The sequence below is a fragment of the Methyloversatilis sp. NSM2 genome (genome assembly GCF_038066675.1).
Classification (GTDB): Bacteria; Pseudomonadota; Gammaproteobacteria; order Burkholderiales; family Rhodocyclaceae; genus Methyloversatilis; species Methyloversatilis discipulorum_A.
In genome coordinates this window covers 295,133-321,446 of the sequence record NZ_JBBUKV010000013.1, presented here as the reverse complement: position 1 = coordinate 321,446, position 26,314 = coordinate 295,133, and the positions used below count along the sequence as shown (strand labels likewise).

Sequence of the window (26,314 nt, the reverse complement as noted above, 5' to 3'; positions counted from 1 at the left end):
CGACAGCTGCTCGCCGTTACAACCATGCCGTGCCCACACCTATCGGCTGTTTGTTTTGTTAAAGAACGTTCGCTGCTGAGCAACGAGAGGTGCGCATTCTACGGATAATTTCGAGGTGGTCAACACTTTCGCCAAAGATTTTTTAAGTTTTTTTGGCGCACCTCTTTCATGCGGCTACGGGAAAGTACAATTGAATAAAAACATCCCGAAAAATCAAGCCCGAGACGTGCGCGTCTCAGCGCACGATGAGGCGAGAAAATTTTCGCTTGCCCACCTGCGCCACGACCGTTGTACCTGCCGCGAGCACGAGTCCGCGATCGGAAACCTTGTCGCCATCGAGCCGGACCCCGCCCTGATCGATCATGCGCAGGGCCTCGGAGGTGGTGGCGGTGAGCCCGGCCGCCTTCAACGCCTGTGCGATGCCGATACCTGCACCCGCACTTTCGAGCACCACCTCCTCGAGGTCTTCGGGGATGCCGCCCTGACGGAAACGCGATTCGAAGTCGACCAGCGCTGCCGCCGCTGCCGCCGCGCCATGAAAACGGCCGACGAGTTCCTGCGCCAGCATCACTTTCACGTCTCGCGGATTGCGCCCCGCGGAGACTGCAGCACGCAGGCCCGCGATCTCGTCGAGACCGCGGAAGGACAGCAGTTCGTAGTAACGCCACATCAGTTCGTCGGACACCGACATGACCTTGCCGAAGATTTCGTTCGGCGGCTCGGACACGCCAATGTAGTTGCCCAGTGACTTCGACATCTTGTTGACGCCATCCAGCCCCTCCAGCAGCGGCATCATCAGCACGACCTGTTGCGCCTGGCCGTACTGCTTCTGCAGTTCGCGCCCCATCAGCAGATTGAAGCGCTGATCCGTGCCGCCGAGCTCGACATCCGCCTTCAGCGCAACCGAGTCGTAGCCCTGACACAAGGGATAGAGGAATTCGTGGATGGCGATCGGTTGGTTGCCGGCGTAGCGCTTGGCGAAATCGTCGCGCTCGAGCATGCGGGCAACCGTGTGCCGCGACGCCAGCCGGATCATGCCGTCGGCGCCGAGCTGATTCATCCAGGTCGAGTTGAACACGACCTCCATGCGGGACGGGTCGAGGATCTTGCCCACCTGTTCGCGGTAGGTTTCCGCGTTCTGCAGCACCTGTTCCGGCGACAGCGGCGGGCGGGTCACGTTCTTGCCCGACGGATCGCCGATCGCGCCTGTAAAGTCGCCAATCAGGAACAGGATCTGGTGACCGAGGTCCTGGAAGTGCTTCAGCTTGTTCAGCAGCACGGTGTGACCGAGGTGCAGGTCCGGTGCGGTAGGATCGAACCCCGCCTTGATGCGAAGCGGTCGCCCCGACTTGAGTTTCTCGACCAGATCCGCTTCGGGGAGCAGTTCTTCGACCCCCCGCTTGATCAACGCCAACGCCTGTTCCACTTCAACCATGACCGAACCCCGAATACACGCGCCTCGCGCAGGCAGTTGCCACGCGACGACCGACAAAGCGCTCGATGTTAGCGCAAGCGGGTCGGCGGACAGAAGGATGAGCCGATGAGCTCGCTGTACATCGGGCTGATGTCGGGCACCAGTCTGGACGGGGTAGATGCGGTGCTTGCGGACCTGGCCTCCCCGCGCCCGCAGGTGGCGGGACATGCGCACCGGGCCTTTCCAACCGCCTTGCGGGAAGAACTGCAGACGCTCTGCTCAAGCGGCGACGACGAAATACACCGGTCGCAGATCGCGGCGATCGAATTGGCGCACGTCTATGCAGGGCTGGTCCGCACACTGCTGAACCAGACAGGCGCTGCGGCTGCTTCAATCAAGGCCATAGGCTGCCACGGACAGACCGTCCGCCACATGCCGGCTCACGGCTACACCGTTCAGCTGAACGCACCGGCCATCCTCGCCGAGGAGACGGGTATTTGCGTGGTGTCGGATTTCCGCGCGCGCGACCTGGCCGCCGGCGGACAGGGCGCGCCTCTCGTCCCTGCGTTCCACGCGAGTCTGTTCGGATCAACGGACCGGGCGCGCGCAGTACTGAATCTGGGCGGAATGGCTAACCTGACGCTACTGGAATCCGCCCGGCCCGTGCGCGGTTTCGACTGCGGCCCTGCGAATGTGCTGATGGATGCCTGGATCGCGCATCGTCGCGGCCTTGACTACGACAGGGACGGCGCCTGGGCGGCGAGCGGCCAGGTCGACGCGGCATCGCTTGGGAGACTGCTTGCGCACCCCTTCTTCGCCGCGCCGCCGCCGAAAAGTTGCGGGCGCGAGCAATTCAATCTTGAGTGGCTGCTCGGACTGCTGCCGGAGCACATCCGCGACGAGGACGTCCAGGCCACGCTGGCGGAACTGACCGCACAGTCGGTAGCCGACGCGCTGAACACCGCGGGTTTTCGCCCGGACGATGTCGCGGTGTGCGGCGGGGGCGCGTTCAATCGTCACCTGCTGCAGCGACTCGCCTTACACGTCGGCTGCCCTGTGCGGAGTACGGCCGATGAAGGCGTACCACCCGAGCAGGTGGAGGCGCTGGCATTCGCGTGGCTGGCGCAGCGCACGCTGAACCGCGAGACGGGCAACCTGCCGGAGGTGACCGGGGCACGCGGCCAGCGCGTGCTCGGCGCGATCTGGCCCGCCTGAGGCAGCGGTCGATCAGACCGAGAAAGACGATCCGCAGCCGCAGGTCGAGGTCGCGTTCGGGTTCTTGATCACGAACTGCGCACCTTCGAGGCCTTCGCTGTAGTCGATCTCTGCGCCGACGAGATACTGGTAGCTCATCGGGTCGATCAGCAGCGTCACGCCATTCTTCTCGAGCGCGGTGTCGTCCTCGTTGGTCACTTCGTCAAAAGTGAAACCGTACTGGAAGCCGGAACAGCCACCACCGGACACGAAAACACGCAGCTTCAGATCCGGGTTGCCCTCTTCGAGGATCAGTTCCTTAACCTTGTTCGCTGCGCTCTCGGAAAAGACCAGCGGAAGGGGCATTTCAGTCACTGCATTCATGAGTATGTACTCCTGGTTGACGCTTCGCCGGCATCAGCTTCCGCTGGCCAGCTTCAATTCGACCGCGCGCGGCGCAGTCTCCTGATGTTCGAGTTGCCCCTTGACGATGGCGCCGAGGTGCACCTCCAGACGGTTGTAGACCACGTCACCGGAAATTCGTGCCTGCGGCTGCAGTTCCAGAAACTCGGTCGACACGATAGGACCTTGCACGGTCCCGTTGATCATCGCATGCGTGACGGTCACCGCACCTTCGATACGCGCATGCTCGCTCAGCACCAGCGTACTCGGCGCGTTGTCATCGGCACGTACGTTGCCGATCACCTCGCCATCGACGCGCAGGCCGCCGCGGAAATGGATGTCGCCATTCACACGCGTGCCTGCACCAATCAGGCTGTCGATGCGCTTGCTGGGTTTCTCAGGCTTCTTGCCGAACATGTCCCCTCCGATTCCGGCAACCGTCACAAGGATGCGGTCGCTCTTGCCCTGATCTGTCCATCCTGCAGGAAGCGAGCCTCGATGGAGAGCAACCTCGCCTCCTTCGGTACGGCGAGCACGCCGTCGACACGCTGGAAATGCCGGAAAGTCAGCCGGCTATTCTCGGCACCCGAATCCGGCGGGAAAGTGATGGTAGCACCCTGACCGGCACGGTCAATCGACGCCACGATCTGGTAAGTACCCTTCGTGTCGACGTCGGCCTTCCCTCCCTGGCGGACGATGAGCATCCGATAGCGGTACCGCCCGGCCTCTCCGTCCGGCTCCAGCACCAGCCGGTTGATCTTGAAACCCTGCTCGATACCGCTGGAACCCGCCCCGGCCAGGCTTTCGAAAATCAGAGCGTCTTCCCGCAAGCGTGCGTTCTCGCTCTCCAGCGAGCGTATCCGGGCGGCCAGCTGTTCCTGTGCCGTGCGTTCGATCTGCAGGCTGCTGTGTGCCGAGTCTGCCTGCTGTCGCATGCTCGCAAGCTCGGCATCCATGACCGCCAGACGCTCACGCAATGAGACGACCTCGGCTTGCATGTCATCGACGTCCAGCCCGACCCAGCCTCGACCGGCGTCGTAGATTCCGCGGGCAGCCGCCAGCGCCAACGCCATGACGCCGGCCGCGACTAAAAGCTTGAGCCACCAGGGCGCGTGCGAACGGATCGCCACCTGCCGCGCGGCGATACCGTGGCGGAAGCGCCAGCGGCGCGCCCTCAGGGCAAGACCGGAACGAGTTCTAGCCCACACGACTCGTCGAACCCGAACATCAGATTCATGTTCTGCACCGCCTGCCCGGCGGCGCCCTTGACCAGGTTGTCGATCACCGACAAGACCACGACCGTGTCGCCGCCCTGCGGACGATGAACCGCGATCCGGCAGGTGTTCGACGCACGCACCGAACGTGTCTCCGGATGACTGCCGGCGGGCAGCACATCAACGAAGCGCTCGCCGCGATAGCGGTTCTCGAACAGGGCCTGCAAGTCGCAGTCCTTGGTCAGTCGCGCATAAAGCGTCGCATGGATGCCACGAATCAATGGGGTCAAATGAGGTACGAAAGTCAGGCCCACGTCGGCACCGGCCACGGCGGCCAGCCCCTGGCGTATTTCGGGCAGATGCCGGTGCCCACCGACACCGTAAGCCTTGAAGTTGTCCCCAGCCTCCGCGAACAAGGTGTGCACCTCGGCCTTGCGCCCCGCACCGGACACACCCGACTTCGCATCGGCGATCAGCGTCGCGCGGTCGATGACGCCCGCCTCGATCAGCGGAATGAATCCGAGTTGCACCGCCGTCGGATAGCAGCCGGGATTGGCCACCAGCCGCGCCGTGCGCACCTGCTCACGATTGACTTCCGGCAAGCCGTAGATCGCGGTCTTCAGTACGTCAGGGCACGCATGCGGCATGCCGTACCACTTTTCCCACGCCGCTTCGTCCTTCAACCGGAAATCCGCGGCCAGATCGACCACTTTCACCCCGGCTTCGAGTAGCGCAGGCACCTGCTGCATCGCGATGCCGTTCGGCGTGGCAAAGAAGACGACGTCGCAGTTCTCCAGTCCAGCCTGGGCCGGGTCCGAAAAAGCGAGATCGACATGACCGCGCAGGCTGGGAAACATGTCCGCTACCGGACGACCCGCATCGCCGCGCGAAGTGATGGCCGACAGCTCGACCTCGGGGTGGCGCGCCAACAGGCGCAGCAATTCGACCCCGGTGTAGCCGGTTCCGCCAACGATACCCGCCTTGATACCCACTTCGATCCCTCCTGCGCCGACCCGTGCCGATCCATCCGGATCGATCACGGAAAAAGCGGAATGATGCCAGAAATGAAAAAAGCCGCCCGAAGGCGGCTCTTTCCGTGCGCCGGAGCGCGGTGTATCAGCGCTTCGAGAACTGCTTGCGACGACGCGCCTTGTGGAAGCCGACCTTCTTACGCTCGACTTCACGGGCATCGCGGGTGACGAAACCAGCCTTGCTCAGCGCCGGCTTCAGCGTCGCGTCGTAATCGATCAGCGCGCGGGTGATGCCGTGACGCACTGCACCAGCCTGACCCGATTCGCCACCGCCGGTGACATTCACGAGAATGTCGAAGGTGCTGACGTGTTCGGTCAGTTCGAGCGGCTGACGAACGACCATGCGGCCGGTTTCGCGCGAGAAGAACTCGTCCACCGGCTTGTCATTGACGACGAAAGCGCCCTTGCCCGGACGCAGGAACACGCGGGCAACCGCGGTCTTGCGACGGCCGGTGCCATAGTAATAATCAACTTTGAATGCCATGACCGTTCCGTCCTCAGATGTCCAGAGCCTTGGGCTGCTGCGCGGCGTGCGGATGCTCTGCGCCGGCGTAGCACTTCAGCTTCTTGATCATCGCGTAACCGAGCGGACCCTTGGGCAGCATGCCCTTGACGGCCTTCTCAAGCACGCGCGCCGGGAAGCGCTGCTGCAGCTTGGTGAAATTGGTTTCGTAGATACCGCCCGGGTAACCCGAATGGCGGTAGTACTTCTTGTCCTGCGCCTTGTCACCGGTCACACGCAGCTTCTCGACATTCACGACGACGATGTAGTCACCGGTGTCCACGTGCGGGGTGAAGACAGGCTTGTGCTTGCCGCGCAGACGGCGTGCGATCTCACTGGCGAGGCGCCCGAGTACCTTGTCAGAGGCATCGACAACGTACCAGTCGCGCACGACTTCATGCGGCTTGGCTGAAAAGGTTTTCATCTCGAACGTCCTGTGATTCTGGGCGAGATCGCCCAAAAGCCCGCGAATTTAACTCGCGAGTTCGAGCGTGTCAATCCCTGATAGACAACAAAAAAAGCGCGACTCCTGGGAGTCGCGCTGAATCCACACCAAAGGAGGAGGGTGGAGGAGACACCTGCGGCAGACATCGCATTGAACGACGCCCGCGAAACCTGTCCTGATTATTGATCACGCTCAACGCAAAGGCAAGAATTTTTTGCATCGCACAAAGACGGTGCGCCTGCCATTCCCGCACTACCCGCCAACGCCTGCCACACAAACAACCATTCAAATCATGTGGATAAAAGAGATACCTGCGGCCATCGATCAGAACCCAAGCCAGGAACACCGCTCACCGCACCGTCGCCCGCAAACCGGCTACCGCAGCGCACCAATCCCCATGGGCCGCGCGCCGCCCGACACCTGATTACAATCGCGCATCACTGAAGGGAGTGCGTAATGGACTGTGTGGTGAAGTGGGTGGACAACATGAGCTTCCTGGCCGAGACCGGCTCGGGACACATGATCAATATGGATGGCGCACCCGAAGCAGGCGGCCGCAACCTGGCGGCGCGCCCGATGGAACTGCTGCTGGCGGGCACCGGCGGCTGCACTGCATTCGACGTCATGCTCATCCTGAAGAAGAGCCGCCAGCAGGTCACCGGTTGCGAAGTTGCTCTGAAGGCGGATCGCGCGAGCGAAGACCCCAAGGTATTCACCCGCATCGGCTTTCATTTCAAGATCAGTGGTCGCGGCCTGAAACCCGAGGTGGTCGAGCGCGCGATTCACCTCTCGGCCGAGAAGTACTGCTCCGCGTCCATCATGATCGGCAAGACCGCGAAGATGGAACACACGTGGGAGATCATCGAAACCGGCGCCTGACGCCCCTCGCTCAGACGTAATAGGCGACGCCGGTCATGACCCGGGAGGCGGCCCGCATCGCTAGTCGGACGGGCGCCGGGAGTTGCGCAGCGCCGAGCCGCTCGGCCGTGTGCGCATGTTCGCGCTCGTCCTGGCGCATCTGTTCCAGTATCCGCCAGGATTTCTGGTCGGCCGGCGGCAGGCGGTCAAGGTGCCCCTGCAGGTGTGCTTCGACCTGCTTCTCGGTTTCGGCAAGGAAGCCCAGATTCCACTTGTCGCCGACCAGCCCGGCCGCAACCCCCATCATCAGCGCGCCGCCGTACCACAGCGGGTTGAGCAGGCTGGGACGGCTGCCCAGTTCAGCCATGCGCGAAGCTGTCCAGCTCAGGTGCTCGGTTTCCTCGACAGCCGCACGGCGCAGGGCGTCGCGCACGGCGGGCTCACGGCAGGTCAGGGCCTGCCCCTGGTAGAGGGCCTGGGCGCAGATCTCACCGACGTGGTTGATGCGCATCAGCGCGCCGACCTGACTGCGCTGCGTCTCGTCGAGTTCGGCCTCAGGCAGCTCACCGCCGGGCAGCGGCCGTCCGGTGCGCGCAGGCGCGGCCAGTGTGCGCAGAGCGCGATCAAGTTCGGTAATCAGGCGGTCGAGCATGGAGATCGTCGATGAAAGTCGGAATGTTCAACGATAGCCGGTCAGCGGCGTACCGGTGCGTGCATTGAAACTGTTGGCCAGCATTTCGAGCACCTTCTTCGGCTGCAGCGCGAAGCCATCCGCGCACATGTAGTCCGAATACAGCATGAAGGGGTAGGAGTTCAGGCGGTTTCCGCCGCCGATCGGAAGCCAGCGGCTGCCGCGCGTCGGCGCCCACTCGCGGTTCGAACGCAGGTTTGCATACATCCTGCGCTCACCTGTACCGCAGCGCAGCGCCTCAGCCGCGATGTTCTCGGTCCCGCTCGGCGCGACAACGCGGGATATGTAGCGGATGGCGCCGTCCTTGCCGACAGTCAGCGGCTCGCGCGCGATGTAGTAGCGGTTGCGCGTCGAGGCATTCAGATAGAACTCCTGCCACTCGACATTCTCCGGCAGCGGAGGGACTTCGTAATCGTCCTCGGTCACCTTGGCCGCCGGATCGACAGTTTCACCACGGAAGGGCTCAGGCTTCTGCCAGTCGGTGATCTGCGCATGGACCGCGGAAACACCTGCAAGAAAGATGAGGCCGGACAGCAACCGGCCAACGGGGAAAAACGGCATTTCAGTTCACCAGGTCAGCGCACAGCGATGTTCGCAGCGCCGCCGGCACAGGCGTAACGCCCGCACTGTAGTGCGGATGGTCGACGCCGACCGACAGGGCCGCGCCCTCGACGAGCGCGCGTTTCATTTCGGCAGTCAGTTCAAAGCGCAGAAAATGCACCGCCGAGGTCTTGACCGCGTTCTCGCGCTCAAGATCCTCGTCGGCGATCGCGGACACCGGAGGGAATCCATCGACCTGCATCCACACGGTGTCCTCGATGCCGATCAGTCGGGCGAGGTTCTGCGTTCGCTGCTGCTCGTCCGGATACTCGATCAACATCGTGGCCTTGAAGTTGCTGCCATCGGGGATGAGGGGATTGTAAGCGCCCAGTTCGTCGAGAATGCCCGCCTCCTCGAAAGTGCGTTCGATCCGCAGCATTTCCTGCACCTGATAGCGGACGGTCAGTTCGTCCTCGAACAGCAACGTCACGTGCTCGCCCAGATGCAGCGTGCGCTCACGCTTGTGCGCGATCACACGGGCCCGGAACTGCGGGCGCTCGCGCGCATACTGCTCGAGGCTCATCAGACTGTCGCGTGCGATTGCCGGCATCTATCACCCTCCCTCAGCCCAGTCCATAGGCAATGCACAACAAGGTCAGCGGATGCGCCTTCTGCGCGCGCGTGCCGCCCTGACTGTCGGCGATGCCCTGCATGATGTGGCGGCCGGCGATCGGGCAGTCCGAGCTGACGAAGTCAGGGTCGCCGCCCTGCATCTGCCGGAACACCGGCCTGCCGATCTTCATCGACAGATCGAAGAACTCCTCTTTCACGCCCCAGGTGCCGTCGTGACCCGCGCAGCGCTCGACCGTGCTGACCTGCGTGCCGGGCACCCGTTGCAGCATCTCGCGCGTCTTCTGGCCGACGTTCTGCACACGCGAGTGGCAGGGGATGTGATAGGACACGCGACCGAGTTCGCGCCTGAAATCGCTCTTCAGCAACCCGTCTTTATGCCGCAGTACGAAGTACTCGAACGGATCGAACATCGCATCGGCCACCGCGCGCACATCGGCATCGTCGGGAAACATCAGCGGCAGTTCCTGCTTGAACATGAGCGTGCACGATGGCACCGGCGCCAGGATGGCCCACCCTTCACGCGCGAGGCGTGCGAGTGGCGGAATGTTGATCGCCTTCAGTGCCTCCACCTGCTCCAGATCGCCCAGTTCGAGCTTGGGCATGCCACAGCAGGCTTCCTTCTCGACCAGAACGGAGGGGATTTCGTTGTGCGCCAGCAACTTGAGCAGATCGACGCCGATGCCCGGTTCGTTGTAGTTGATGTAGCACGTCGAGAACACCGCCACCTTTCCGGGCGTGCGCTGTCCGTCGCGCACGGCGAAACCGTCCGCCGGCTCGGCAATGCCGCGGAAGCGACGCGGCGCGTAAGGCGGCAGCTGGCGATCCTTGTGTACGCCGAGCACCCGCTGCATCAGCGAACGCGCAGCACCATTGCCGTTCACCGCATTGACGGTCTGCGCCACCACCGGAATGGCGGCGAGCTTGCCGATGGCATCGGTGCTGGTGAGCAGGCGGTCGCGGAAGCGCGTCTCGCCCTTCCTGAACTTGATCGCCTTGGCGCGCAACATGAGGTGCGGGAAGTCGAGATTCCACTGATGCGGCGGCACGTACGGACACTTGGTCATGAAGCACATGTCGCACAGATAGCACTGGTCCACCACCTCCCAGTACCGCTGCTTCGGAATCGCATCCACTTCACCGCTGTCGCCTTCGTCGATCAGGTCGAACAGCTTGGGGAAGGCGGTGCACAGATTCACGCACCGGCGGCAGCCGTGGCAGATGTCGTACGTGCGTTCGAGTTCCTGCATCAGCGCCGCCTCGTCGTAGTAGGCGGCACTTTTCCAGTCTATCGGGTGGCGCTTCGGTGGCTCCAGACTGCCTTCGCGAACGGTCATCGCACATCCTCCGGTCGACGCACGGGGCGGTGGACGCCGGCAACGCCCGCGCCCACCGTAGCGGAGCGCTGCCGGCCCGCGGCCGGCGCGCACTCAGTCGAGCAAGCCGTCGAGCGCCTTCTGGAAACGATTGGCGTGCGAGCGCTCGGCCTTGGCCAGCGTCTCGAACCAGTCGGCAATTTCCTCAAACCCCTCGTCGCGAGCGGTCTTGGCCATGCCCGGATACATGTCGGTGTACTCGTGCGTCTCGCCGGCTATCGACGCCTTCAGGTTGTCACGCGTACCGCCGATCGGGAGACCGGTCGCGGGATCGCCACAGGCTTCGAGATATTCCAGGTGCCCGTGTGCGTGACCCGTTTCGCCCTCGGCCGTGGAACGAAAGACGGCGGCGACGTCGTTCTGTCCCTCGACATCGGCCTTGGCCGCAAAGTACAGATAGCGGCGATTCGCCTGCGACTCTCCGGCAAACGCGCACTTCAGATTGTCCTCGGTCTTCGAACCCTTGAGTTGCATGGACGCCTCCTTCAACAATGGGTGAGGGATGCCCCGGAGGGCAGGGCCGCGCCGGCAACAGGCGAAGAAACGGCGCGACTTAGACCCAGTATAAGCAGGCATTGCGCCGCTTCAAGGACGGCGGATCGACTGAGGGGTGAGGTCAGGAAGACGAGTGCAGCGGATCCTGCAGCGCACCAGGGCCCGGAAGCGCGTGTTCGCCGGCGTCGTCGCCGTCGGGCTGCCGCATCGCACCACGCGGACGCGGTGGACGAAAAGCCAGACGCGCAAGTTCGGTGAGCGCCTGCTGGTAGACCTGACGCTTGAACTCGATCACCGAGTCGAGCGGAATCCAGTAGTCGCTCCAGCGCCAGGCATCGAATTCCGGGTGGTCGGTGGCGCGCAGGCAGACATCGCAGTCGCGACCGACCATGCGCAGCAGATACCAGATCTGCTTCTGGCCGCGGTAGGCGCTGCGCCATTCGCGTCGCACCCAATTGCGCGGCACGTCGTAGCGCAGCCAGTCGCGCGTGCGACCGACGATGCGCACATGCTGCGGACGCAGCCCCAGCTCTTCCCAGAGCTCGCGATACATCGCCTGCTCCGGCGATTCGCCGTGGTTGATGCCCCCCTGGGGAAACTGCCAGGCGTGCTCGCCTATGCGCTTGCCCCAGAAGACCTCGTTGCGCCCGTTGATCAGAATGATGCCGACGTTCGGGCGGTACCCTTCCCGGTCGAGCATGGTTGAACCTGCTGTGTAAGATTTTCCGTGGATTCTTCCACATTTCGCCGCCGAATTGAAGCAAACGACCTGGCGCGGGCCGATCCGCGCGAAACGGCTAGAATCGGAGGTTTATTGCCTGATCCGCAGCGGATTCCACTCCCTCCATGTACGCCAGCAAATTCTTCATTTCCACGCTCAAGGAAGCCCCCTCGGACGCCGAGGTCGTGTCGCACAAGCTCATGACCCGCGCCGGCATGATCCGCAAGCTCGCCGGCGGCATCTACAACTACATGCCGATGGGGCTGCGGGTGATCCGCAAGATCGAGGGCATCATCCGCGACGAGATGAACAGCGCCGGCGCCATCGAACTGCTGATGCCGCTGATACAGCCGGCCGAGCTGTGGCAGGAAACCGGCCGCTGGGACAAGATGGGGCCGGAAATGCTGCGGGTGAAGGACAGGCACGACCGCGACTTCATCATCCAGCCGACGTCGGAAGAGGTGGTGACCGACATCGCTCGCGCCGAAATCCACAGCTGGCGCCAGTTGCCGAAGAATTTCTATCACATCCAGACCAAGTTCCGCGACGAACGCCGGCCGCGCTTCGGCGTGATGCGCGGCCGCGAATTCACGATGAAGGACGCCTACTCCTTCGACCGTGACGAAGAAGCCGCCGGCCGCAGCTACGACATCATGTTCGACGCCTACATGCGCATCTTCCGTCGCCTGGGCCTCGAATTCCGCGCCGTCGCCGCCGACACCGGCGCCATCGGCGGCTCGCGCAGTCACGAGTTCCAGGTGATCGCCGACACCGGCGAGGACCTGATCGCCTGGTGCCCGGATTCCGACTACGCCGCCAACATCGAACTGGCGCAGGCGTCAGCGCTGATCGCCGACCGCGCAGCGCCGACCCAGGCGCTGGAAAAAGCCCCCACGCCGGGCACCGTGCGCTGCGAGGACGTCGCCACCCTGCTCGGCCTGCCGCTCGAACGCACGGTCAAGTCGGTCGTGCTGGCGACCGATAAGGAAGGCAAGACCGAACTGTGGCTGCTGATGCTGCGCGGCGATCACGAACTGAACGAGGTGAAGGCGTCGAAGCTGGCCGGCCTGAAGGACGGCTTCCGTTTCGCGACCGAAGCCGAGATCGTCGAGCATTTCGGCTGCAAGCCGGGCTATCTGGGCCCGGTCGGACTGAAGAAGCCGGTACACGTAATCGCCGACCTGACGGTGGCCAACATGAGCGATTTCGTCACCGGCGCGAACGAGGTGGACACCCACCTGACCGGCGTGAACTGGGGACGCGACCTGCCGGAGCCCGAGGCGGTGGCGGACCTCCGCAACGTGGTCGAGGGCGACCCGTCGCCGGACGGCAAGGGCCGGCTGTCGATACAGCGCGGCATCGAGGTCGGTCACGTGTTCTTCCTCGGCACCAAATATTCGGAAGCGATGAACTGCACCTATCTCGACGAAACCGGCAAACCGCGCATCATGGTCATGGGCTGCTACGGCATTGGCGTGACCCGTCTGGTCGGCGCCGCCATCGAGCAGAACCACGACGAGCGCGGCATCATCTGGCCGCAATCCATCGCGCCCTTCGAAGTGGTCATCTGCCCGGTCGGCTGGAGCAAGTCGGAACAGGTGCGCGCCACCGCCACTCAGCTTTACGACGAACTGAGCGAGGCGGGCTTTGACGTCATCCTCGATGACCGCGACGAGCGCCCGGGCGTCATGTTCGCCGACTGGGAACTGATCGGCGTGCCGCACCGGATCACGGTCGGCGAGCGCGGCCTGAAGGAAGGCGTGATCGAGTACCAGAACCGGCGCGACGCGGCGGCGCAGAAGGTGGCGCCGGATGCCGTGCGCGCGCTGATCGGCGAGCCGGTCTGACCATGAAGCGGCTGGCTGCGACCTTCGTGCTGACGCTGGCCCTGACGGCCGGCGGCGCGCGCGCGTCGCAGCAGTACGAACCGCTGGCCGACAGCGTGCGCGCGGCGCTGCATCTGGCCATCAGCGACCGCGCGGCCCCCGACCTGCCGGCGTTCTCATCGCCACAGAAGCAGTTGTGGCTCGGCACGATGTCGGAGCGACTGGCCAAGCGCATGCCGGACGAGGCCGGGCGCATGGAATTCCTGAAGACGGTGCATTACGAAGCCACGCGCGCCGGCCTGGACCCGCAACTGGTGCTGGGCCTGATCCAGGTCGAGAGCGGTTTCCGCAAGTACGCGGTATCCAGCGCGGGAGCGCGCGGCTACATGCAGGTGATGCCGTTCTGGGTGAAGCTGATCGGCAGCGAAGAAAGCAATCTTTTCCATCTGCGCACCAATCTGCGCTTCGGCTGCACCATCCTCCGTCACTATCTCGACATCGAGAAGGGCAACCTCTTCCGCGCGCTCGGCCGCTACAACGGCAGCCTGGGCAAGGCGGAGTATCCGAACATGGTGCGCGGCGCCTGGGAACGCCACTGGTCGTGGCCAGCCATCACGTCGGCCAGTAATCCCTGATCAGACCGACTCGGACAGCACCCGCCATTCGGTCACGCGCGCGACCAGTTCGGCCAGCGACCCGGCGCGCATCTTGTCCATCACGCGGGCGCGGTGCTGCTCCACCGTCTTCGCACTGATGCCCAGTTCGGCGGCGATGCCTGTGTTCGGCAGCCCGCGCACGACGCGATCGAGCACCTCGCGCTCACGTGCGGTGAGGTTCGCCAGGGCGTCGGCGACCTGCTGCACGCGCTGACGCCGCGCGTCCGCCGAACTCGCGCGGACCAGCGCCTCGGTGACCCGCAAGCGCAGCACCGCTGCTTCGATCGGCATCAGCATGAAATCGAGTGCGCCGGCCCGCAAGGCACGTACCGCAACGGTCACGTCGCACGGGCCGGACACGAAGATCACCGGCGCCCGATTGCCGACCACGCGCAGGCTGGACTGCAGATCGAGCCCGCTGATGCCGCGCAGCGACGCGTTCAGCAGCACGCAGGCGGCGCGCCCCAGCGCCTCGCGGTCCTGCAGCAGCACGCCGGCGCCGGAAAATCCCTGCACGTCCGCATCGACCCCGGTCAGCGCCTGGCACAGCGCCCGCCGCATCGCGGCGTCGTCGTCGACTACGCAGACCAGCGGACGCGCCATCGGATCGTCGGCGGCTCAGCGCATGCCGGGCAGCATGCCCTTCATTCCGCGCATCAGCTTCTGCATGCCGCCCTTGGAGAACTGCTTCATCATCTTCTGCGTCTGCTCGAACTGGTTCAGCAGGCGGTTTACCTCCTGCACCGAGGTACCCGAACCCGCCGCGATGCGACGCTTGCGGTTGGCCTTGATCAGTTCGGGCTTGGTGCGTTCGGCCGGCGTCATCGAGTTGATGATGCCTTCGATGCGACGGATCGCCTTCTCGTCCTGACCGCCCTGCAGTTGCTGGGCGGCACCGGCGAACTGCGCCGGCAGCTTGTCCATCAGCGCCGACAGGCCGCCCATCTTGCGCATCTGCGCGATCTGCGTCTTGAAGTCGTTCAGGTCGAAGCCCTTGCCGCTCTTCAGCTTCTGCGCGAATTCCTTGGCCTGGTCCTCGTCGACCTGGCGACGCGCTTCCTCGACCAGGCCCATGATGTCGCCCATACCGAGAATGCGCGACGCCATGCGCTGCGGATGGAATTCCTCGAGCCCGGTCAGCTTTTCGCCGACGCCGGCGAATTTCAGCGGCGCGCCGGTGACGTGGCGCACCGACAGCGCGGCGCCACCGCGTGCATCGCCGTCGAGCTTGGTCAGCACGACGCCGGTCAGCGGCAGCGCGTCCTTGAACGCCTTGGCGGTGTTGACCGCGTCCTGACCCAGCATCGCATCGACGACGAACAGCGTTTCGATCGGATTCAGCGCCTGATGCAGCGCGCGGATTTCATCCATCATCGCCTGGTCGATCGCCAGCCGGCCGGCGGTATCGACCAGCAGCACGTCGAAATAGCGCGTCTTCGCGAATTCGACAGCGGCGCGGGCGATGTCGACCGGCTTCTGGTCCGGCGTCGACGGGAAGAACTCCGCTCCGGCCTGCCCAGTGACGGTGCGCAGCTGTTCGATGGCGGCCGGACGATAGACGTCGCAGGACACCGTCAGCACCTTCTTCTTCTGCGTTTCCTTCAACCACTTGGCCAGCTTGCCGACCGTGGTGGTCTTGCCGGCGCCCTGCAGGCCGGCCATCAGCACGATGGCCGGCGGCTGCGTCGCAAAGTTGAGGCTGGCGGTGGCGCCGCCCATCAGCGCCGCCAGTTCGTCGTGCACCACGCCCACCAGCGCCTGGCCCGGCGTCAGGGAGCCGACGACTTCCTGGCCGACCGCCTTTTCACGGATGCGGGTGACCAGTTCCTTCACCACCGGCAGGGCGACGTCCGCCTCGAGCAGCGCCATGCGCACTTCGCGCAGCATGTCCGAAATGTTCTCGTCGGTCAGTCGCGCCTGTCCACGCAGCGTCTTGACGACCTTGGCGAGCCGTTGGGTGAGGTTATCCAGCATGAAAGAGCGGCGTGCGCCTTGGGTTAAACTGAAGCCAATGATTCTAATCGAACTGCTTCCTTCCGCCCTCTACGCTGCGCTCGCCTTCTGGTTCATGCGCCCGGCGCGAGCAGGCGCACACGCCGCGGCCGGCGGTGTGCGGCCGGCGGCACTGGCCGCGGCACTGCTGGTGCACGCCGCGGTGCTGTCGCTGCAGATCTTCCCTGAGGGCCGCATGCGCTTCGGTGCGGGAGACGCACTGGCGGTGATGACCTGGCTGGCGCTGGTGTTCTACTGGATCGAAAGCCTGTCATCGCGACTCGACGGTCTGCACATGCTGGCCCTCCCTGCCGCAGCGCTGTGCGCAGCGGTACCGGTGATCTGGCCCGGCCGGCACGACATCGGCAACGCCGACAATCTGCTTTTCCGCGCCCACTTCGTCATGGCGATGACCGCCTACAGCCTGTTCACGTTGGCGGCACTGCACGCGATGCTGATGTCGGCGGTCGAGCGCAACCTGCACCGCGGCCGCCTGATCCGTCTGCTGGAGAACATGCCGCCGCTGCTGGTGATGGAAGGCCTGCTGTTCCGCCTCATCACCATCGCCTTCGTGCTGCTGAGCGCCACGCTCATTACCGGCATTGCCTTCTCCGAACAGGTGTTCGGCAAACCGCTCGCGTTCAGCCACAAGACGGTGTTCGCCATACTTGCATGGGTGGTTTTCGGCACGCTGCTGGCCGGCCGTCATTTCCGCGGCTGGCGCGGTCGGCTGGCGCTGCGGTGGACGCTCGGCGGCTTCTTCGTCCTGCTGCTCGCCTATATAGGTACGCAATTCGTGCTCGAGGTCGTGCTCGGCCGCGCCTGACCGATGGATTCGATCCCACTTTCCACCCAGCTGATCGTGCTGGGTGTGCTGCTCGTGCTGTCCGGCTTCTTCTCGATGGCCGAGACGGCGATGATGGCCTCCAACCGCTTCCGCCTGAAGGCGGCTGCCCAGAACGGTTCGCGCGGCGCGCAACGCGCCCTCGACCTACTGGGGCAGACGGACAAGCTGCTCGGCGTCATCCTGCTGTTCAACAACCTGGTCAATGCCGCCGCGGCAACGCTGACTGGCGTCATCGCGATCGACCTGTTCGGCGAGGGCGAACTGGCGCTGGGGCTGGGCACGCTGCTGATCACCTTCATGATCCTGGTGTTCTCGGAAATTACGCCGAAGGTCGTGGGCGCGGGCTACGCGAACGCGATCGCGCCGGTGGTGGCCTTCGTGCTGACGCCGCTGCTCAAGGTGTTCTATCCGGTGGTATGGACGGTGAACCTGTTCGTGTCGGCGCTGCTGCGCATCACGCGGCTGCAGCCGGGCAACACGGACGAGGGGCAGACGCTGTCGGCCGAGGAATTGCGCGCGCTGATGACGGAATCGGGCCACTTCATCCCGGCCGCCCACCGGCGCATCCTGATCAATCTGTTCGAACTGGAGGACGTGACGGTCGAGGACGTGATGACGCCGCGCAACCAGATCGAGGCGATCGACCTCGAGCAGCCGCTCGAAGTGATCCAGCACCAGATCGCCACCAGCCATCACGGTCGGGTGCCGGTGTTCGAAGGCGACCTCGACCGGGTGCTCGGCGTGCTGCCGCAGCGGCGGGTGGTCAGCGCGCTGTCGGCCGGCGAACTGGATCAGGACGAAATCCGCGGCCTGCTGACCCGGCCCTACTTCGTGCCGTCGGCGACACCGCTTTACAGCCAGCTGCAGTTCTTCCAGGAGAACAGGCAGCGTCTGGCGCTGGTGGTGAACGAATACGGCGAGGTCGAAGGGCTGGTCACGCTGGAAGACATCATCGAGGAAATCGTCGGCAAGTTCACCACCGGCGTACCGGGCAGCGGACAGTCGCTGAGCTGGAACGGTGACAACAGCGTCATCGTCGATGGCGGGCGCAGTCTGCGCGAGCTGAACGGCAAGCTCGGGCTGACCCTGCCGCTGGATGGCCCGAAGACCTTGAACGGCCTGCTGCTCGAACATCTGCAGGACATTCCGGAATCCGGTCTGTCGGTGCGCATCGGCAATGTCGCGATGGAAATCCTGCACACCGAGGACCGCATGGTGCGTAGCGTGCGCCTGTTCAAACCACAGGACGCAGCCTGAGCCGGGGCTCAAGATGCGCCGACCACAAACCGTTTACAGATCAAGCCTGAATCGTCATCATCGAAGACGACACTTCAACACCGCTCGCACATTCCCCCTAACGCGCCATGGCCGCCACCGCTAAGAATGCACTGTCGGGTCTTGCCCGCGCGCTGGCGCAGAGCGGGCGGCTGACCGAGACCGAGGCCGAGAACCTGACGCGCGAAGGCGCGCAATCCGGCCACGGTTTCATCGCGCAACTGGTCGCCAGCGGCAAGATGAGTGCCCGCGACGCAGCCGCTTTCGCGTCGGAAACCTTCGGCTATCCGCTGCTGGACCTCGCGCAGTACGACCCGGACCAGTTCCCGGCGGACGCGATCGACAAGAAGCTGATGCGCACCCACCGCGTGCTGGCGCTGAAGAAGCGCGGCAACCGGCTGGCGGTGGCGATCGCCGATCCGTCGAATCTGCGCGCCATCGACGAAATCCGCTTCCAGACCGGCCTGGCCGTGGACCCGGTCGTCGTCGAAACCGACAAGCTCGCGACCCTCGTCGACAAGCTGTCGGAAACCGTCGAGAAGGCCCTGGAATCGATTGCTTCGGTCGACTTCGACTTCGACGGTGAGATGGCGCCGGAGGAAGATGCCGCCGCCAGCAACGACGCCCAGGTCGAAATCGACGATGCGCCGGTGGTGCGCTTCATCCAGAAGATACTTCTGGACGCGATCAACGAGGGCGCCTCGGACGTCCACTTCGAGCCCTACGAGAAGTACTACCGCATCCGCTATCGCACGGACGGGGTGTTGCGCGAGATCACCCAGCCGCCGCTGGTGCTGCGCGAGAAGATCGCATCGCGCATCAAGGTCATTTCCCGGCTGGACATTTCGGAGAAGCGGGTGCCGCAGGACGGCCGGATGAAATTCGTGCTGTCCAAGACCAAGGCGATCGACTTCCGTGTCAGTACCCTGCCGACACTGCACGGCGAGAAGATCGTCATGCGTATCCTCGACCCGAGTTCGGCCATGCTGGGCATCGACGCGCTCGGTTACGAGCCCGAACAGCGCGCCTCGCTGATGCATGCGATCGAGCGCCCCTACGGCATGATTCTGGTGACCGGTCCCACCGGTTCCGGCAAGACGGTGTCGCTATACACCTGTCTGAACATCCTGAACAAGCCGGGCGTGAACATTTCGACCGCCGAAGATCCGGCCGAAATCAACCTGCCGGGCATCAACCAGGTCAATGTCAATGACAAGGCCGGCCTCACCTTCGCCGCCGCACTAAAGTCCTTCCTGCGGCAGGATCCGGACGTGATCATGGTCGGCGAAATACGCGACCTCGAAACGGCCGAAATTTCGATCAAGGCGGCACAGACCGGTCACCTGGTGCTGTCGACGCTGCACACCAACGACGCGCCGACCACGCTGGATCGCATGCGCAACATGGGCATCGCCGCGTTCAACATTGCGTCCAGTGTCATTTTGATCACTGCGCAGCGGCTGGCGCGCCGGCTATGCTCCTGCAAGCAGCCGATGGACATTCCGGTCGAAGCGCTGCTGGAAGCGGGATTCACCGAAGCGGACCTCGACGGCAGCTGGCAACCCTATGCACCGGTCGGCTGCGAGCGCTGCAAGGGCAGCGGCTACAAGGGTCGGGTCGGCATCTATCAGGTGATGCCGATCTCCGACGAGATTGCGCATATCATCATGACCAACGGCAATTCGATCGACATTGCCGCGCAGGCACGCCGCGAGGGCGTCAAGGACCTGCGCCAGTCCGGTCTGCTGAAGGTCAGGCAGGGCGTCACTTCGCTGGCCGAAGTGCTCGCCTGCACCAACGAATGAGCGACGCCGCGCGCGGCGTCGCCGCATGAGCGGACTTATCCCGCAAGGAGCTTGATTTGGCCACCGCAACCCGCCCCGTACGCAAGGACAGCGGTTCCAAGGAAACGGTCTTCAATTGGGAAGGCAAGGACAAGAGCGGCAAGCTGGTGCGCGGAGAGATGCGTGCCGGTGGCGAAGCCATGGTCCAGGCCACGCTGCGTCGCCAGGGCATCCTGGTCACCAAGGTCAAGAAACGCAGCTTCGGCCGCGGCGGCAAGGTGACCGAAAAGGACATCACGCTGTTCACGCGGCAACTGGCGACGATGATGAAGGCCGGTGTGCCGCTGCTGCAGGCCTTCGACATCGTCGGCAAGGGCGCCGGCAACCGGGCGGTATCGAAGCTGCTCGGCGACATCCGGCTCGAAGTCGAGTCCGGCTCCAGCCTGAACCAGGCTTTCCGCAAGTATCCGCAGCATTTCGACCAGCTGTTCTGCAACCTCGTTGCCGCAGGTGAGCAGGCCGGTATTCTCGACGGCCTGCTCGATCGCCTCGCCACGTATCGCGAGAAGATCCTGGCGATCAAGGGCAAGATCAAGTCGGCGATGTTCTACCCGATCGCGGTCATCGTGGTGGCCATCGTGATCACCGCGGTGATCATGATTTTCGTCATTCCGGAGTTCAAGAAGGTTTTCTCGAGCTTCGGCGCCGATCTGCCGGCGCCGACGCTGTTCGTCATCGCGATATCGGACGCCTTCGTCGAGTACTCGTGGCTCATCTTCGGCGGAGCTTTCGCGGCGATCAGCGCATTCTTCTACATGCTGAAGCGATCGGTGCCGCTGCAGATCGCAGTCGACCGTCTGTCGCTCAAACTGCCGGTCCTTGGCGAAATCCTGCGCAAGGCAACCATTGCCCGTTGGGCACGCACCTTGTCGACGATGTTTGCGGCGGGCGTGCCGCTGGTCGAGGCGCTCGATTCGGTCGGCGGCGCGGCCGGCAACCACATCTACAAGATGGCCACGCGGCAGATCCAGAACGAGGTCAGCACCGGCACCAGTCTGACCGTCGCGATGCAGAACACCAATGTGTTCCCGGTCATGGTGATCCAGATGGCCTCCATCGGTGAAGAGTCCGGCCAGCTCGATTCGATGCTGTCCAAGGTTGCCGACTTCTTCGAACAGGAAGTCGATGACTCGGTCGATGCGCTGTCCAGCCTGCTCGAACCCATCATCATGGTGGTGCTCGGCACGCTGATCGGCGGTCTGGTGGTCGCCATGTACCTGCCGATCTTCAAGGTCGCCCAGTCGGTCTGAAACCCGAATCGTGAGCGGACTCGAATCGCTGGCCGAAAGCGGCCTGCTGCTGCCGCTGGTCGGCCTGCTCGGGCTGGCCGTCGGCAGCTTCCTGAACGTGGTGATTCACCGCCTGCCCATCATGATGGAGCGGGAGTGGGCGGCGCAGTGCGCCGACCTGCGCGGCGAACCGGCGCCGGAGTTCGACGCGCTGTCGCTGCTGGCGCCGCGTTCGCGCTGCCCCAAGTGCGGCCACGGCATCGGTGCGCTGGAGAACATTCCGGTGCTGTCGTGGCTGCTGCTGCGCGGCCGGTGCAGGGGCTGCGGCATCGGCATCGGCGTCCGCTATCCGCTGGTCGAACTGCTGACCGGGCTGCTGAGCCTGGCCTGTGCCTGGACGTTCGGACCAACATTGCTGCTGATCGGCGCACTGGCCCTGGTGTGGGCACTGATCGCACTCACCTTCATCGACCTCGATACCCAGTTGCTGCCGGACAGCATCACGCTGCCGCTGATCTGGGCCGGACTGCTGCTCAACCTGCTCGGCGGCTTCACCGATCTGCAGTCGGCGGTCGTCGGCGCAATCGCCGGCTATCTGGTGCTGTGGAGCGTCTACTGGGCGTTCAAGCTGGCCACCGGCAAGGAGGGCATGGGTTACGGCGACTTCAAGCTGCTGGCCGCGCTCGGTGCCTTTCTCGGCTGGCAAATGCTGCCCGTGATCATCCTGCTGTCGTCGCTGGTCGGCGCCGTGGTCGGCATCGCACTGATCGTGCTGCGCTCGCATGGCCGTGACGTACCGATTCCGTTCGGGCCCTATCTGGCCGCCGCCGGCGTGATCGCGCTGTTCTTCGGCACCACGATCAACCGCACCTATCTGGGGCTGATGTAGGCATCTGCCGGGACTTGAATCCCCAGAACGGGCGCCCCATTTCTCCAGCGCAGCGTCCATTTCGCGCACCCGCTCCGGCCACGCGTGGGGCTGGCGATTTCCTGGCGCGAAATGTGCATGTGCAACAATGCCTTAGTCTATAATTTCGCGTTTTCTGGAGCTCGACATGCCGATCTACGGTTACCGCTGCTCGTCCTGCGGTTTTGAAAAGGACGTGATGCAGAAGATCAGCGCCGCCCCGCTGACTGATTGCCCGTCCTGCGGCGCATCGACCTTCACCAAGCAACTGTCCGCAGCCGGCTTCCAGCTCAAGGGCAGCGGCTGGTACGCCACCGATTTCAAGGGCGGCGGCTCGGGCAGCACCACCACGCCGAAGGCGGACACGTCCGCGTCGAGCGCGTCCTCGTCTTCAGGCGACAGTGCTGCCGCGCCCTCGACGCCCTGTGGCGGCTCCTGCGCCTGCCATTGATGAAGCGTTACTTCATCACCGGTCTGCTGATCTGGATTCCGCTGGCCATCACGATCTGGGTGCTGGCCTGGATACTGGGCACGCTGGACCAGACCATGCTGCTGGTGCCCTGGCAGTGGCGGCCGGCACAGCTGTTCGGCTTCGACGTGCCGGGCCTGGGCGTCATCTTGACCGTGCTCATCATCGTGGTCAGCGGCGTCATCGGCCACAACATCATCGGCCAGCGCCTGCTGCGTTACTGGGAAGGCCTGCTGTCGCGCATCCCGGTCGTGAAGTCGATCTACAACGGCGTCAAGCAGGTGTCGGACACGCTGTTCTCCAGCTCCGGCGAAGCCTTCCGCAAGGCGCTGCTGGTCCAGTACCCGCGCCAGGGCAGCTGGACCATTGCCTTCCTGACCGGCCAGCCGGGCGGAGACGTGGTCAATCACCTGCCCGACCACGTCAGCGTCTACGTGCCGACCACACCCAACCCGACCTCGGGCTTCTTCCTGATGCTGCCGCGCAGCGAGGTGATCGAGCTCGACATGACGGTGGATGAAGCACTCAAGTACATCGTGTCGATGGGCGTCGTCCCGCCGACCAGAAAACCGAAACCGCATGCGGCCGTCGTGCCCGCACTCGACAACTGAACCGGGGTTTTCCGACCCCGCACTTTCCCGGAATCACACCATGCGCACGCAATACTGCGGCCTGCTCGACGCGGGCTACCTCGACCAGACCGTCACCCTGTTCGGCTGGGCTCACCGTCGCCGTGACCACGGCGGCGTCATCTTCATCGACCTGCGCGACCGCGAAGGTCTGGTGCAGGTGGTGTGCGACCCGGACCGTGCGGAAACCTTTGCAGTGGCCGAGTCGGTGCGCAACGAGTTCTGCCTGCGAGTGACAGGCCGCGTGCGCCGCCGCCCGGAAGGCACGACCAATGCCAACCTGGTGTCGGGCGAGATCGAAGTGCTGGCCCATGAAGTCGAAGTTCTGAACGCCTCGGTCACGCCGCCCTTCCCGCTGGACGACGACAACCTGTCGGAAACCGTGCGCCTGACCCACCGCGTGATCGATCTGCGTCGCCCGGCGATGCAGAAGAACATGATGCTACGCTACAAGACGGCGATGGCCTTCCGCCGCTTCCTCGACGGCAAGGGCTTCATCGACATCGAAACGCCGATGCTGACCAAGAGCACGCCGGAAGGCGCGCGCGACTACCTGGTGCCCAGCCGTGTACACGACGGCCAGTTCTTCGCGCTGCCGCAGTCGCCGCAGCTGTTCAAGCAGCTGCTGATGGTGGCCGGCTACGACCGCTACTATCAGATCACCAAGTGCTTCCGCGACGAGGATCTGCGCGCCGACCGCCAGCCGGAATTCACCCAGGTCGATATCGAAACCAGCTTCCTGACCGAGCACGAAATCACCGCGATGATGGAAGACATGATCCGCTATGTCTTCAAGGAAGCGCTGTCGGTCGACCTGCCCGCGCCCTTCCCGCGCATGACCTACGCCGAGGCGATGAGCCGCTTCGGTTCGGACAAGCCGGACCTGCGCGTGACGCTGGAACTGGTAGACGTCGCCGACGCGGTCAAGGATGTCGCGTTCAAGGTGTTCTCCGGTCCGGCCAACGACCCCGCCTGCCGCGTCACCGCGCTGCGCGTGCCGGGTGGTGCATCGCTGTCGCGTGGCGAGATCGACGGCTACACCGAGTTCGTCAAGATCTACGGCGCCAAGGGCCTGGCCTACATCAAGGTCAATGACGTGACCAAGCTGAACGAGGAAGGCCTGCAGTCGCCCATCGTCAAGAACCTGAGCCCGGAATCGCTGGCCGCCATCATGGCGCGCACCGGCGCGCAGAGCGGCGACGTGATCTTCTTCGGTTCGGACAAGGCCAAGGTGGTGTCGGACGCGCTCGGCGCGCTGCGCCTGAAGATCGGCCACGAGAAGGGTTATGTCACCGGAGACGCCTGGCGTCCGCTGTGGGTGGTCGACTTCCCGATGTTCGAGTACGACGAGGACGAAAAGCGCTGGAATGCCTGCCACCACCCCTTTACCAGCCCGAAGGACGAGCACGTCGCGCTGCTGAAGACCGATCCGGGCAAGTGCCTGGCCAAGGCCTACGACCTGGCGCTGAACGGCTGGGAGATCGGCGGCGGTTCGGTGCGTATCCATCAGGCGGCGGTACAGGAAACCGTGTTCGAGGCGCTCAACATCGGTCCGGAAGAACAGCAGCTCAAGTTCGGCTTCCTGCTCGACGCGCTGAAGTACGGCGCGCCGCCGCACGGTGGCCTGGCTTTCGGTCTGGACCGCATCGTCACGATGATGACCGGCGCCGAATCGATCCGCGACGTGATCGCCTTCCCCAAGACCCAGCGCGCCCAGTGTCTGCTGACCCAGGCGCCGAGCCCGGTGGACGAGCGTCAGTTGCGCGAACTGCACATCAAGCTGCGCAACACGTCGAAGGCCGACGCCGGCGCCTGAGCCCGTGATGACCCGCCTGACACGCCGGCTCCCGGCGCCACTGCTGGCGCCGATTCTGGCCCTGTGGCTGTTGCTGACCGGTTTCGCCTCGCCCGAGGTGGAGCTGGCGCAACTGCCGCCTGAAGCGGCGCAGACGCTGGCGCTGATCCGCCAGGGCGGGCCCTTCCCGTACAACCGTGACGGCGTCGTGTTCCACAATCGCGAACGCCGTCTGCCAATGCAGCAGCGCGGCTATTACCGCGAATACACGGTGCCCACGCCCGGCCTGAATCACCGCGGCGCCCGTCGCATCGTCGCTGGCAGCGGTGCCGACGGCGACGTCCGCAGTTCGGGCGAATACTGGTACACGGCGGATCACTACCGCAGCTTCCGCCGCATCAAGGAATGAACGATGTCCGCATTGCCCCCTGATTCGATGCAGGCCCGACTGGGCGACGCCGCCCGCAGCGGCGTCTTTTCCGCGCAGCCGACCGCCGCCGCGCGCGCCGCGCGCTTTGCCGAACCGGCTGGCCTGCTGCTGATCGGCCTCGACCTGAAGGACAGCCGTGACCAGGCGTCGCTGCTGCAGCTGTTCGCAGAGACGATGGGCTTCCCCGACACCTTCGGCCACAACCTCGACGCACTCGGCGACTGCCTCGGCGATCTGTCGTGGTTGCCGGCCAGCGGTGGCTACCTGCTGCATCTGAGCAACTGCGCCAAGCCGGTCGAGCGCTGCAAGGACGATTTCGACGCGCTGGTCGCCGTGCTGAACGACGCCGCCGACGAGTGGCGCAGCCGCGGCACACCGTTCTGGGTGCTGATCGACCAGCCGCACACGCGCGCCCGCCCATTCATGGCCAGCGCATGAAGCGGCCGCAGTCGGTCCTGGTGCTGATCCACAGCGACGGCGGCGACATCCTGCTGATCGAGCGGGCGAAGCACCCGGGCTACTGGCAGTCGGTCACAGGCAGCGTCGAAGCCAGCGAAACGCCGGAACAGGCGGCGCGGCGCGAAGTCGAGGAAGAGACCGGCATCGTCGCGCCGGCCGAGGCTTTCGACCGCTGGCACCACAGCAGCCGCTTCGAAATCTATCCAATCTGGCGCCATCGCTATCCGCCCGGTGTCACCCACAACACCGAGCACGCCTTCAGCCTCTGCGTCCCGCGCGACACGCCGATCCGGCTGGCGCCGGACGAGCACCGCGACTGGCGCTGGCTGCCCTGGCGCGAGGCACTCGACGCGGTGTTTTCGTGGACCAACCGCGATGCGATACGGATGTTGACCCAGCGCAAGCGCCTGAACAGGCGGCCTTGAAATCGGTTTTTTCCAACC

30 protein-coding genes are annotated in these 26,314 nt (G+C 64.5%); 15 read left to right on the top strand and 15 right to left on the bottom strand.

The features are described from left to right. Nucleotides 1–235: 235 nt before the first annotated feature. Entirely contained in the window at nt 236–1,435 is a 1,200-nt protein-coding gene (gene tyrS, locus WJU27_RS18450) for a tyrosine--tRNA ligase (RefSeq protein ID WP_341423035.1), read from the bottom strand. 105 nt (nt 1,436–1,540) lie between these two features. Between tyrS and WJU27_RS18445 the strand changes: the two genes are divergently transcribed. After that, nucleotides 1,541–2,629, top strand: a complete 1,089-nt coding sequence (locus WJU27_RS18445; RefSeq protein WP_341423029.1) for an anhydro-N-acetylmuramic acid kinase — start codon at nt 1,541–1,543, stop codon at nt 2,627–2,629. Nucleotides 2,630–2,641: 12 nt separating this feature from the next. Here WJU27_RS18445 and erpA read toward each other — a convergent pair whose 3' ends face one another. From erpA to rplM, 6 genes are all read right to left on the bottom strand, one after another. Continuing rightward, nucleotides 2,642–2,992, bottom strand: coding sequence for an iron-sulfur cluster insertion protein ErpA (gene erpA / locus WJU27_RS18440; RefSeq protein WP_019916445.1), 351 nt, complete (start codon nt 2,990–2,992; stop codon nt 2,642–2,644). A gap of 33 nt (nt 2,993–3,025) precedes the next feature. Continuing rightward, complete coding sequence (locus tag WJU27_RS18435; protein ID WP_020166119.1) at nt 3,026–3,427, bottom strand: bactofilin family protein; 402 nt, start codon at nt 3,425–3,427, stop codon at nt 3,026–3,028. 23 nt (nt 3,428–3,450) lie between these two features. After that, the gene (locus WJU27_RS18430; RefSeq protein ID WP_296813749.1) at nt 3,451–4,140 is read right to left on the bottom strand and encodes a DUF6776 family protein; all 690 of its coding nucleotides are present in this window, start codon (nt 4,138–4,140) and stop codon (nt 3,451–3,453) included. Nucleotides 4,141–4,184: 44 nt separating this feature from the next. Continuing rightward, nucleotides 4,185–5,216 carry an N-acetyl-gamma-glutamyl-phosphate reductase gene (gene argC, locus WJU27_RS18425; RefSeq protein WP_020166121.1) on the bottom strand — a complete coding sequence of 344 codons (1,032 nt, stop codon included), beginning with the start codon at nt 5,214–5,216 and terminating at the stop codon, nt 4,185–4,187. A 124-nt stretch (nt 5,217–5,340) separates the two neighbouring features. Next, nucleotides 5,341–5,739, bottom strand: coding sequence for a 30S ribosomal protein S9 (rpsI, locus tag WJU27_RS18420; protein ID WP_019916439.1), 399 nt, complete (start codon nt 5,737–5,739; stop codon nt 5,341–5,343). A 13-nt stretch (nt 5,740–5,752) separates the two neighbouring features. Then, nucleotides 5,753–6,181, bottom strand: a complete 429-nt coding sequence (gene rplM / locus WJU27_RS18415) for a 50S ribosomal protein L13 (RefSeq protein WP_020166122.1) — start codon at nt 6,179–6,181, stop codon at nt 5,753–5,755. A gap of 477 nt (nt 6,182–6,658) precedes the next feature. Here rplM and WJU27_RS18410 point away from each other — a divergent pair, with 477 nt between their 5' ends. Beyond that, the gene (locus WJU27_RS18410) at nt 6,659–7,081 is read left to right on the top strand and encodes an OsmC family protein (protein WP_020166123.1); all 423 of its coding nucleotides are present in this window, start codon (nt 6,659–6,661) and stop codon (nt 7,079–7,081) included. A 10-nt stretch (nt 7,082–7,091) separates the two neighbouring features. Here WJU27_RS18410 and coq7 read toward each other — a convergent pair whose 3' ends face one another. The 6 genes from coq7 to WJU27_RS18380 form a co-directional block, all read right to left on the bottom strand. Then, a complete protein-coding gene (gene coq7 / locus WJU27_RS18405) occupies nt 7,092–7,718 on the bottom strand; it encodes a 2-polyprenyl-3-methyl-6-methoxy-1,4-benzoquinone monooxygenase (protein WP_198291263.1) in 627 nt (208 codons plus the stop codon). A 21-nt stretch (nt 7,719–7,739) separates the two neighbouring features. Continuing rightward, on the bottom strand, nt 7,740–8,312 hold the full coding sequence (locus WJU27_RS18400) for a CNP1-like family protein (protein WP_341423027.1): 573 nt from the start codon (nt 8,310–8,312) through the stop codon (nt 7,740–7,742). A 1-nt stretch (nt 8,313) separates the two neighbouring features. Beyond that, entirely contained in the window at nt 8,314–8,901 is a 588-nt protein-coding gene (locus WJU27_RS18395; RefSeq protein ID WP_020166126.1) for a DUF3501 family protein, read from the bottom strand. 13 nt (nt 8,902–8,914) lie between these two features. After that, the gene (locus tag WJU27_RS18390; protein ID WP_341423026.1) at nt 8,915–10,258 is read right to left on the bottom strand and encodes a heterodisulfide reductase-related iron-sulfur binding cluster; all 1,344 of its coding nucleotides are present in this window, start codon (nt 10,256–10,258) and stop codon (nt 8,915–8,917) included. Nucleotides 10,259–10,351: 93 nt separating this feature from the next. Beyond that, nucleotides 10,352–10,771, bottom strand: coding sequence for a rubrerythrin family protein (locus WJU27_RS18385; protein WP_019916429.1), 420 nt, complete (start codon nt 10,769–10,771; stop codon nt 10,352–10,354). Nucleotides 10,772–10,913: 142 nt separating this feature from the next. Further along, nucleotides 10,914–11,492 (bottom strand): RNA pyrophosphohydrolase, encoded by a 579-nt coding sequence (locus WJU27_RS18380; RefSeq protein ID WP_020166128.1) that lies wholly within the window; start codon nt 11,490–11,492, stop codon nt 10,914–10,916. Between the two features lie 146 nt (nt 11,493–11,638). On the opposite strand from WJU27_RS18380, the gene WJU27_RS18375 reads away from it, so the two are divergent. After that, nucleotides 11,639–13,360 (top strand): proline--tRNA ligase, encoded by a 1,722-nt coding sequence (locus WJU27_RS18375; protein ID WP_341423025.1) that lies wholly within the window; start codon nt 11,639–11,641, stop codon nt 13,358–13,360. Between the two features lie 2 nt (nt 13,361–13,362). After that, a complete protein-coding gene (locus WJU27_RS18370) occupies nt 13,363–13,974 on the top strand; it encodes a lytic transglycosylase domain-containing protein (RefSeq protein WP_020166130.1) in 612 nt (203 codons plus the stop codon). Here WJU27_RS18370 and WJU27_RS18365 read toward each other — a convergent pair whose 3' ends face one another. Both WJU27_RS18365 and ffh read right to left on the bottom strand, forming a co-directional pair. Then, on the bottom strand, nt 13,975–14,598 hold the full coding sequence (locus WJU27_RS18365) for a response regulator transcription factor (protein ID WP_020166131.1): 624 nt from the start codon (nt 14,596–14,598) through the stop codon (nt 13,975–13,977). A 15-nt stretch (nt 14,599–14,613) separates the two neighbouring features. Next, entirely contained in the window at nt 14,614–15,969 is a 1,356-nt protein-coding gene (gene ffh, locus WJU27_RS18360; protein ID WP_341423024.1) for a signal recognition particle protein, read from the bottom strand. A gap of 37 nt (nt 15,970–16,006) precedes the next feature. Between ffh and WJU27_RS18355 the strand changes: the two genes are divergently transcribed. The 11 genes from WJU27_RS18355 (at nt 16,007) to nudB (ending at nt 26,296) form a co-directional block, all read left to right on the top strand. After that, on the top strand, nt 16,007–16,813 hold the full coding sequence (locus WJU27_RS18355) for a cytochrome C assembly family protein (RefSeq protein ID WP_020166133.1): 807 nt from the start codon (nt 16,007–16,009) through the stop codon (nt 16,811–16,813). A 3-nt stretch (nt 16,814–16,816) separates the two neighbouring features. Further along, nucleotides 16,817–18,091: an HlyC/CorC family transporter gene (locus WJU27_RS18350; RefSeq protein WP_341423023.1), complete on the top strand. Its 1,275-nt coding sequence runs from the start codon at nt 16,817–16,819 to the stop codon at nt 18,089–18,091. Nucleotides 18,092–18,198: 107 nt separating this feature from the next. Continuing rightward, complete coding sequence (pilB, locus tag WJU27_RS18345; RefSeq protein WP_341423022.1) at nt 18,199–19,914, top strand: type IV-A pilus assembly ATPase PilB; 1,716 nt, start codon at nt 18,199–18,201, stop codon at nt 19,912–19,914. Between the two features lie 56 nt (nt 19,915–19,970). Beyond that, nucleotides 19,971–21,203, top strand: coding sequence for a type II secretion system F family protein (locus tag WJU27_RS18340; protein WP_020166135.1), 1,233 nt, complete (start codon nt 19,971–19,973; stop codon nt 21,201–21,203). Nucleotides 21,204–21,213: 10 nt separating this feature from the next. Next, complete coding sequence (locus tag WJU27_RS18335; protein ID WP_341423021.1) at nt 21,214–22,071, top strand: prepilin peptidase; 858 nt, start codon at nt 21,214–21,216, stop codon at nt 22,069–22,071. A gap of 166 nt (nt 22,072–22,237) precedes the next feature. Further along, nucleotides 22,238–22,540 (top strand): FmdB family zinc ribbon protein, encoded by a 303-nt coding sequence (locus tag WJU27_RS18330; RefSeq protein ID WP_020166137.1) that lies wholly within the window; start codon nt 22,238–22,240, stop codon nt 22,538–22,540. Beyond that, nucleotides 22,540–23,169, top strand: a complete 630-nt coding sequence (locus WJU27_RS18325; RefSeq protein ID WP_341423020.1) for a DUF502 domain-containing protein — start codon at nt 22,540–22,542, stop codon at nt 23,167–23,169. Before WJU27_RS18330 ends, WJU27_RS18325 begins: the two co-directional genes overlap by 1 nt. A gap of 40 nt (nt 23,170–23,209) precedes the next feature. Further along, nucleotides 23,210–25,003, top strand: coding sequence for an aspartate--tRNA ligase (gene aspS / locus WJU27_RS18320; protein WP_341423019.1), 1,794 nt, complete (start codon nt 23,210–23,212; stop codon nt 25,001–25,003). A 7-nt stretch (nt 25,004–25,010) separates the two neighbouring features. After that, a complete protein-coding gene (locus tag WJU27_RS18315; RefSeq protein WP_341423018.1) occupies nt 25,011–25,391 on the top strand; it encodes a ribonuclease domain-containing protein in 381 nt (126 codons plus the stop codon). A gap of 3 nt (nt 25,392–25,394) precedes the next feature. Then, complete coding sequence (locus tag WJU27_RS18310; RefSeq protein WP_232416089.1) at nt 25,395–25,850, top strand: barstar family protein; 456 nt, start codon at nt 25,395–25,397, stop codon at nt 25,848–25,850. Next, on the top strand, nt 25,847–26,296 hold the full coding sequence (gene nudB / locus WJU27_RS18305; protein ID WP_341423017.1) for a dihydroneopterin triphosphate diphosphatase: 450 nt from the start codon (nt 25,847–25,849) through the stop codon (nt 26,294–26,296). Before WJU27_RS18310 ends, nudB begins: the two co-directional genes overlap by 4 nt. The last annotated feature ends 18 nt before the right edge of the window (nt 26,297–26,314 follow it).

Bases quoted from the DNA above. Each gene is read 5' to 3' on its own strand.
- tyrS (WP_341423035.1), bottom strand. From the start codon at position 1,435: ATGGTTGAAGTGGAACAGGCGTTGGCGTTGATCAAGCGGGGGGTCGAA.
- WJU27_RS18445 (WP_341423029.1), top strand. From the start codon at position 1,541: ATGAGCTCGCTGTACATCGGGCTGATGTCGGGCACCAGTCTGGACGGG.
- erpA (WP_019916445.1), bottom strand. From the start codon at position 2,992: ATGAATGCAGTGACTGAAATGCCCCTTCCGCTGGTCTTTTCCGAGAGC.
- WJU27_RS18435 (WP_020166119.1), bottom strand. From the start codon at position 3,427: ATGTTCGGCAAGAAGCCTGAGAAACCCAGCAAGCGCATCGACAGCCTG.
- rpsI (WP_019916439.1), bottom strand. From the start codon at position 5,739: ATGGCATTCAAAGTTGATTATTACTATGGCACCGGCCGTCGCAAGACC.
- rplM (WP_020166122.1), bottom strand. From the start codon at position 6,181: ATGAAAACCTTTTCAGCCAAGCCGCATGAAGTCGTGCGCGACTGGTAC.
- WJU27_RS18410 (WP_020166123.1), top strand. From the start codon at position 6,659: ATGGACTGTGTGGTGAAGTGGGTGGACAACATGAGCTTCCTGGCCGAG.
- WJU27_RS18400 (WP_341423027.1), bottom strand. From the start codon at position 8,312: ATGCCGTTTTTCCCCGTTGGCCGGTTGCTGTCCGGCCTCATCTTTCTT.
- WJU27_RS18395 (WP_020166126.1), bottom strand. From the start codon at position 8,901: ATGCCGGCAATCGCACGCGACAGTCTGATGAGCCTCGAGCAGTATGCG.
- WJU27_RS18390 (WP_341423026.1), bottom strand. From the start codon at position 10,258: ATGACCGTTCGCGAAGGCAGTCTGGAGCCACCGAAGCGCCACCCGATA.
- WJU27_RS18385 (WP_019916429.1), bottom strand. From the start codon at position 10,771: ATGCAACTCAAGGGTTCGAAGACCGAGGACAATCTGAAGTGCGCGTTT.
- WJU27_RS18380 (WP_020166128.1), bottom strand. From the start codon at position 11,492: ATGCTCGACCGGGAAGGGTACCGCCCGAACGTCGGCATCATTCTGATC.
- WJU27_RS18375 (WP_341423025.1), top strand. From the start codon at position 11,639: ATGTACGCCAGCAAATTCTTCATTTCCACGCTCAAGGAAGCCCCCTCG.
- WJU27_RS18370 (WP_020166130.1), top strand. From the start codon at position 13,363: ATGAAGCGGCTGGCTGCGACCTTCGTGCTGACGCTGGCCCTGACGGCC.
- WJU27_RS18365 (WP_020166131.1), bottom strand. From the start codon at position 14,598: ATGGCGCGTCCGCTGGTCTGCGTAGTCGACGACGACGCCGCGATGCGG.
- ffh (WP_341423024.1), bottom strand. From the start codon at position 15,969: ATGCTGGATAACCTCACCCAACGGCTCGCCAAGGTCGTCAAGACGCTG.
- WJU27_RS18355 (WP_020166133.1), top strand. From the start codon at position 16,007: ATGATTCTAATCGAACTGCTTCCTTCCGCCCTCTACGCTGCGCTCGCC.
- WJU27_RS18350 (WP_341423023.1), top strand. From the start codon at position 16,817: ATGGATTCGATCCCACTTTCCACCCAGCTGATCGTGCTGGGTGTGCTG.
- pilB (WP_341423022.1), top strand. From the start codon at position 18,199: ATGGCCGCCACCGCTAAGAATGCACTGTCGGGTCTTGCCCGCGCGCTG.
- WJU27_RS18330 (WP_020166137.1), top strand. From the start codon at position 22,238: ATGCCGATCTACGGTTACCGCTGCTCGTCCTGCGGTTTTGAAAAGGAC.
- WJU27_RS18325 (WP_341423020.1), top strand. From the start codon at position 22,540: ATGAAGCGTTACTTCATCACCGGTCTGCTGATCTGGATTCCGCTGGCC.
- aspS (WP_341423019.1), top strand. From the start codon at position 23,210: ATGCGCACGCAATACTGCGGCCTGCTCGACGCGGGCTACCTCGACCAG.
- WJU27_RS18315 (WP_341423018.1), top strand. From the start codon at position 25,011: ATGACCCGCCTGACACGCCGGCTCCCGGCGCCACTGCTGGCGCCGATT.
- WJU27_RS18310 (WP_232416089.1), top strand. From the start codon at position 25,395: ATGTCCGCATTGCCCCCTGATTCGATGCAGGCCCGACTGGGCGACGCC.
- nudB (WP_341423017.1), top strand. From the start codon at position 25,847: ATGAAGCGGCCGCAGTCGGTCCTGGTGCTGATCCACAGCGACGGCGGC.